Annotated in this window: 5 protein-coding genes; 3 read left to right on the top strand and 2 right to left on the bottom strand. The window is 57.0% G+C overall.

The window, feature by feature from the left end; genetic code table 11:
• Positions 1-5 precede the first annotated feature (5 nt).
• Both A3730_RS33080 and A3730_RS14980 read left to right on the top strand, forming a co-directional pair.
• Positions 6-131, top strand: coding sequence for a hypothetical protein (locus tag A3730_RS33080; RefSeq protein ID WP_369819083.1), 126 nt, complete (start codon positions 6-8; stop codon positions 129-131).
• Between the two features lie 235 nt (positions 132-366).
• Complete coding sequence (locus A3730_RS14980) at positions 367-2,196, top strand: long-chain-acyl-CoA synthetase (protein WP_063521100.1); 1,830 nt, start codon at positions 367-369, stop codon at positions 2,194-2,196.
• Between the two features lie 1,117 nt (positions 2,197-3,313).
• Here the strand turns inward: A3730_RS14980 and A3730_RS14975 are convergent.
• Entirely contained in the window at positions 3,314-4,480 is a 1,167-nt protein-coding gene (locus A3730_RS14975) for an acyl-CoA dehydrogenase (protein WP_063538341.1), read from the bottom strand.
• Between the two features lie 128 nt (positions 4,481-4,608).
• Positions 4,609-5,811 (bottom strand): 3-oxoadipyl-CoA thiolase, encoded by a 1,203-nt coding sequence (locus A3730_RS14970; RefSeq protein ID WP_063520196.1) that lies wholly within the window; start codon positions 5,809-5,811, stop codon positions 4,609-4,611.
• A gap of 302 nt (positions 5,812-6,113) precedes the next feature.
• Between A3730_RS14970 and A3730_RS14965 the strand changes: the two genes are divergently transcribed.
• Positions 6,114-7,271, top strand: coding sequence for an acyl-CoA dehydrogenase family protein (locus tag A3730_RS14965; RefSeq protein ID WP_063520195.1), 1,158 nt, complete (start codon positions 6,114-6,116; stop codon positions 7,269-7,271).
• Positions 7,272-7,442 lie beyond the last annotated feature (171 nt).

Raw genomic sequence — 7,442 nt, 5'->3', positions numbered from 1 at the left:
AAGCCATGAAAATGGAACACAGCCTCAAAGCAGACTGCGACGGCACCATTGAAGTACTGGATCTCAGCGTGGGCAGCCAGGTAAAACGCCAGCAATTGCTGGTTACTGTCACCCCGGATGCAGCGGAGTAACCCCCGTCACATTCGGTCAGTGACAATTTTCCCACGGAGAAGGACACTCCGCTGTGATCCAATAATCCGCGCCGGGCAGATCGGGCCAAAACGGCCCCCTCCGATTTCCCCGGGCACTGCCACCGGGCAGGGTGCTTGCCCTGCCCTGGTGCTACGGTTAAGGTAAGCGCCCGCTTGCCAACACTGGGCTACGGGCTTTTCCGGGCCTTCCAAGAACACAGACAATGGAGATCCTATGAGCAACGCCGACATCATCACGTTGCCCAAGCTTCTGTCCAAGGTTCCAGAGGTAATCACCAATCTTCCCGGCCTGATCAAGGGCTCGAAGATGGCGAAAATCACTGACACCAGCAAGCCATTGGGGCTGGGCGTTGCTATCGAGCGCGCCACCAGCATGAACCCGAATGGCGCTGCCGTGATCTACCAGGACACAGAACTTACCTACAAGCAGTTCAACGCCTGGGCCAACCGCCTGGCAGACTACCTGGCCTCCATCGGCCTGAAAAAAGGCGACACCGTTGCCGTCAACGTGGAAAACCGTCCCGAGCTGCTGGCTGCGGTCCTCGCCTGCGCAAAACTCGGTGTGTGTGCGGCCCTGATCAACACATCCCAGCGCGGCAAGGTACTGATCCATAGTTTCAATCTGGTGAAACCCAAAGCTGCCATCGTTGGCGAAGAGCTGATCGATGCCGTGGAAGACATCCGCGGTGATCTGGATCTGAAAGACAACTTTTTCTTCTTTGCCGACCAGAACACCCTGGACGACCCCGGTGAAGCGCCGGCCGGCTACAAGAACCTGGCCAGCGAAAGCCGCGATTGCTCCAGCGAGAACCCGGCGTCCAGCAAGCAGACCTTCCTGCGCGACCCGCTGTTCTACATTTATACCTCCGGTACCACTGGCCTGCCCAAAGCCGTGGTCTTCAACCACGGCCGCTGGGAAAAAGCCTATGGCGGCTTCGGCTTCTCCGCCGTACGCCTGACCAAGGACGACCGCATTTACACCACCCTGCCGTTCTACCACGCCACCGGCATGGTGATCTGCTGGGCATCGGTCATCGCCAGTGCCGGCTCCATTGTCATTGCGCGCAAATTCTCCGCCAGTGGCTTCTGGGAAGACATCCGCCGCCATAACTGCACCGCCTTCGGCTATGTGGGCGAGCTGTGCCGTTATCTGCACGAGCAGCCGGAAAAGCCCAACGATCAGGACAACAAGGTCCATACCATTGTCGGTAACGGCCTGCGCCCGAGCATCTGGAAAGACTTCAAGAACCGCTTCGGCATTGATCGTGTGGTCGAGCTGTATGCCTCCTCGGAAGGCAACGTGGCTTTCACCAACGTATTCAACTTCGACAACACCGTAGGGTTCTCCCCGGTCAGCTACGCCATCGTCAAATACGACAAAGAGCGTGACGAGCCGGTGCGTGACAGCAAAGGTCACATGATCAAGGTCGGCAAAGGCGAATCCGGGCTGATGCTGGGCGAAATCACCGAAAAGACGCCTTTCGACGGCTACACCGACCCGGAAAAGACCGAGAAGTCCATCTACCGTGATGTCTTCACCAAGGGTGATGCCTGGTTCAACACCGGCGACATGATGCGCGACATCGGTTTCCGCCACGCCCAGTTCGTGGACCGCCTGGGGGATACCTTCCGCTGGAAAGGCGAAAACGTATCCACCACCGAAGTGGAACAGATTCTCGATGGCTACGACGGCATTCAGGAATCCGTGGTCTATGGTGTGGAAATCCCCAACACCAACGGCCGTGCCGGCATGGGCCAGATCCGCCTGACCGGCAACCACAGCGACTTTGATTTCCAGGGCCTGTGTGACTACCTGAAGCGAGAGCTGCCGCCTTACGCCATTCCTGTTTTCCTGCGTATCAACGAAGAAGCCATGGAAACCACTGGCACCTTCAAGCACCAGAAAAACAAGCTCAAGGAACAGAAGTACGACCTGAGCCAGCAGAGCAACGCCGTCTACGCGCTGCTACCTGGCGAGAGTTGCTACCAGCAACTGGATGAAGCCACGCAAAACGGCATCGACGGTGGTGAGTATCGCTTCTAGGTAATACCGACACCGAAGCACAAGAAAGGCGCCTTAACGGCGCCTTTTTTGGTTCTGGAGTTGCCTGAACGTGCCACGCAGAATGACACGACCAAAACCACCGGGCCCGAGAGGCCGTCGCTATTGCGGTATGCCTGCCGGGAATATCCAGGCCATACACGAAGCAAAATATAGCAGCGAGCTGGTCAAGTCAGGGCCTGAATAAAACGTCAGCTATCTGCATTCGGCTCATCACTGAATGCCACCATAAGGCCCTTGTTTCGCCCCACCCTCCTTAACCCAAGGTTACCCACACCCCGTTTTATATCCACGGCATCTGTGGATAAAACTGTTAACGAACGCCGGATAACCCCCTGAAAGCCAGTGGTGGCAAAGGTTACAGCGACTTGCATGGTTTTTCACCAGGGCCGGCCACGTCCTGATCCATTGCCAAACGTCAAGACTGTTGCGATTTTTTTCTCTGCTGGGGATTACTCCACAAAAGCTGTGGACAACTTTGTGAACAACCTGACGAAAAGTCGCTGTAGGGCCCGCCATTCCGTCCTTTACGCAAACTGCTTCATTTTTACACGAATCGTAAAGTATTGATTATTCAGTGACTTATTGGTGTTTTTTTACACTGATCACAGAAAAGGCTTGACCCGGTCAGCAAAACGGCGGGAACGATCAACTTGTGCAAAAGCGCCAGATAAATCATATATCTGACATAACGAACCTGTGTTTTCGGTCTATGACGCATCCACGCCCTTGGGACTGGCAGACTTTTTCCACAGATCCTGTGGATAACCCTGTGCATAGCCGGTAGAAAACATGGCAACATCACCCAAAAATCACGTCTCTGGACGACATGATTAAATTTTGATCAATGATTTTTTTAATTTAAAATCAGCGTGTTACGCTATTTTTTATGGCTATTTAACGTAGCTGTCATTTTTTTCTGCAGAAAAAGAGCATTGACAAAAAACTGTGTACAAAATTGGGGCACCCACACGTTACCAAGGGTGACACCCTGGTACAGCCGTGCATATAACAGGCCACTTTCCTTTCCCTCTATCCGGTTCGCCACTGCCACCCTGCCCCTCAAGCAGACCTTCAGGGCAAGAGTGGCAGAGTTCACTTAGCCGAAGGCCTGCAAGCCGGTCTGCGCCCGTCCCAGGATCAGCGCATGGACATCGTGCGTACCTTCGTAGGTGTTCACCGCTTCCAGGTTCATCACATGGCGAATCACATGGTATTCATCACTGATGCCATTACCGCCGTGCATATCACGGGCCTGGCGGGCGATATCTATAGCCTTGCCGCAATTGTTGCGCTTCATCAGCGAGACCATTTCCGGTGACCAGTTTCCCGCATCCATCAACCGGCCCAACTGCAACGCCCCCTGCAGGCCCAGGGTAATTTCGGTCTGCATGTCAGCCAGCTTTTTCTGAATCAGCTGGGTGGCCGCCAGCGGGCGGCCAAACTGCTTGCGATCCAGGGTGTACTGGCGAGCTGCCTGCCAACAGAATTCCGCCGCCCCCATGGCGCCCCAGCTAATCCCGTAGCGCGCCTTGTTCAGGCAACTGAACGGCCCTTTCAGGCCTTCCACGTCCAACCGGTTTTCTTCCGGCACAAAGCAGTCATCGAGCATGATCTGCCCGGTGATCGACGCCCGCAAAGAAAACTTGCCTTCAATCTTCGGGGTACTGAAGCCGTCAAAGCCCCGCTCCACCACAAAGCCGTTAATTTTGCCATCCAGATTGGCCCATACCACCGCCACATCTGCGATCGGCGAATTGGTAATCCAGGTCTTGGCGCCATTTAGCACATAGCCGCCATCCACTTTCTTCGCGTGGGTACTCATGGAGCCCGGGTCAGAACCGTGGTCCGGCTCGGTCAGGCCAAAACAGCCCACCCATTCACCGGTGGCAAGCTTCGGCAGGTATTTCTCCCGCACCGCTTCGCTACCGAAGGTGTAGATAGGGAACATCACCAGGGACGACTGCACACTCATGGCTGAACGGTAACCGGAGTCCACCCGCTCCACTTCCCGGGCCACCAGGCCGTAGCTCACATGGTTCACCCCGGCGCCACCATACTGCTCAGGAATGGTGGGACCGAGAAAGCCGAGTTCCCCCATTTCCGTCATGATGTCCCGGTGGAAAATCTCGTGCCGGTTGGCTTCCAGCACCCGGGTCATCAGTTTGCTCTGACAGTAATCATGGGCCGCATCACGGATCATGCGCTCGTCTTCGGTGAGCTGGGTTTCCAGCAGTAATGGATCGCTCCAGATAAAGTTTTGCATCGTCAATGTCTCAGCCAAATCATGTTCAGTAAGTTGAGCGTTGATAGTGGAAAGTTGACAGCGAAACACCAAGAAATTGGGCTGGTTTTAGCTGTCAACTTTCAACTGTCCACTGTCAACTATGTTGGTCACTGCCTTTCAATCACCATAGCCACGCCCTGACCCACGCCAATGCACAGGCTGACCAGCGCATAGCGACCGCCAGTGGCCTCCAGTTGCCGCGTGGCGGTGAGGGCCAGACGGGCGCCGGAGGCACCCAGTGGATGACCCACGGCAATAGCGCCGCCATTCGGGTTCAGGCGTTCATCATCCCCGGCCAGGCCCAGCTGCTTGCAACAGCCTAATACTTGGGCGGCGAATGCCTCGTTAATCTCGATTACATCCATCTGGTCCAGCGTCAGTCCGGCCCGGCCCAGTGCCTTGCGGCAGGCTTCCACCGGCCCCAGCCCCATGACCCGGGGCGCCACACCGGCCACGGCGCCGGCTAGAATCCGTGCGCGGGGGGCAATGCCCGCCGCGTCACCGGCAACACGGGAACCGATGATCAGCGCCGTCGCGCCGTCATTTATGCCTGATGCATTCCCTGCGGTAATGATGCCACCCTCAACGATAGCAGGCAGTTTTGCCAATTTTTCAGCAGTGGTGCCAGCACGGGGATGCTCATCGTCTGCCACCGTCAGCGGCTCTTTCTTGCGGCCTTGGGGAACAATGACCGGCAGGATCTCCTTCTGATAGAAACCGCGCTCTCTGGCTGCCTCATAACGCTGCTGGGAGCGTGCCGCAAAGGCATCCGCTTCCTCGCGGCTAATGCCCAGATCGTCCGCCACGTTCTGGGCGGTTTCCGGCATGGTATCGGCACCGAACTGGTTGAGGATTTTCGGGTTGGGGAAACGGGCACCAATAGTACTGTCGAAAATCGTCATGTCGCGGCTGAACGCTTTTTCCGCCTTGGCCATGACGAAGGGCGCGCGGCTCATGGATTCCGTGCCACCGGCAACGATCAAATCACCTTCACCCACGGAAACCATGCGCGCGGCATCCAGCGTTGCCGCCAGGCCACTGCCGCACAAGCGGTTAACGGTGATTCCGGCCACGGATTCCGGCAGCCCTGCCAGCAACCCGGCATGGCGGGCCACGTTACGGGCATCTTCACCGGCCTGGTTGGTATTGCCGATCACCACGTCTTCGTAGCGAGACAGCTCGAACCCGTTGCGCTGCACTAGCTCACGGATCACCCCGGCCAGCAAATCATCCGGCCGCACCGGCGCCAACGCGCCACCATGGCGGCCAAAGGGAGTGCGCAGACCATCGTAAATATAGGCATCAAGCATAAGCATTCTCCGAATGTGCAGCATGCTCCATGCAACACGCAGCAACGCGTAAACGGCCTCGACCAGGCGTCACGGCCGCGCTCACGAGTCATTGTTGGTCGCGAGCAAAAAGGTCGCCAAACCCTGTGGCTTCCACCGCGTTGTTGCGTGCAGCTTGAAGCGTGCCGCAGCAAGTTCGTCCGCTGTGCGGAATGTTATTTTGAAAACTTGACGAGCAGAATAGGCCGTGACAGAGTGCGATGCAAGTGATTCGCCTCGCGGTCACGTCCCCAAAAGACCCAATGCTACCGCCGGACCCAGCCATGATTCGTGATGCCGAAATTCTCTCTCAATTGACCGACACCATTGCCCGTTTTGTGCGCGAACGCCTCGTTCCCGCCGAACAGCAAGTGGCCGAAAGTGACGCCATCCCCGATGACATTGTCGCCGATATGAAGGCCATGGGGCTATTCGGGCTGTCGATTCCGGAAGAGCTTGGCGGACTCGGGCTGACCATGGAAGAGGAAGTAATGGTGGCCTTTGAACTGGGTCGCACCTCCCCCGCGTTTCGCTCCCTCATGGGCACCAACAATGGCATTGGCGCCCAAGGCATCCTGATTGATGGCACCGACGAACAGAAACAAAAATACGTTCCCCAGCTCGCTACCGGGGACGTGATCGGCGCCTTCTGCCTGACCGAACCGGACGTGGGCTCCGACTCCGGCGCAGTGAAAACCCGTGCCGAAAAAGACGGCGACCACTATATTCTCAACGGTACCAAGCGTTTCATCACCAACGGCCCCCACGCCGGCCTTTTCACCGTGATGGCGCGCACCAACCCGAATATCCCTGGCGGTGGCGGCGTTACCGCCTTTATCGTCGATGGCGACACCCCCGGCATCCACCGCGGCAAGGCGGACGTGAAAATGGGCCAGAAAGGCGCCCACACCTGCGACATCATTTTTGAAAACTGTCGTGTGCCCGCAGAGAACATCATCGGTGGGCAGGAAGGCAAGGGCTTCAAAACCGCCATGAAAGTGCTGGACCGGGGCCGGCTGCATATTTCAGCCATCTGCGTGGGCGTTGCCTACCGGCTCATCGAGGACGCGGTGAATTTTTCTGCCGAACGCCAACAGTTCGGCAAACCCATTATCGAGCACCAGCTGATTCAGGCCATGTTGGCTGACTCCCGGGCAGAAGCCTTCGCCGGCCGCTCCATGGTACTGGAAGCCGCCCGCAGCAAGGACCGGGGAGAACGGGTCAGCCTGGACGCCTCCTGCTGCAAGCTGTTCTGCTCTGAAATGGTAGGCCGGGTGGCCGATCGCGCCGTACAGATTCACGGCGGCGCAGGCTACATGGCGGACTATCCGGTGGAACGCTTCTACCGCGATGTGCGCCTGTTCCGCATTTACGAAGGCACTACCCAGATCCAACAGATAGTTATTGCCCGGGAACTGGCACGTCAGGCGGGGAATAGTTGAACGTTGAAACGTGGAAAGTTCAACAACGCGTTCCATGCCAAAGCTAATTGATGGAATCAGTGCCCGCAGTCCAATACTCTATTCGCGATGCAAGCATAGCTTCCCACAAAAAACCTATCGTTCTTTGGGCCCTGTGGGAAGCGATGCTCGCATCGCGAATAAGACCGACCG

It is taken from the genome of Alcanivorax sp. HI0044 (genome assembly GCF_001634945.1).
Note: the sequence above shows the minus strand (reverse complement) of the source record. Positions and strands in the feature narration are given on the sequence as shown.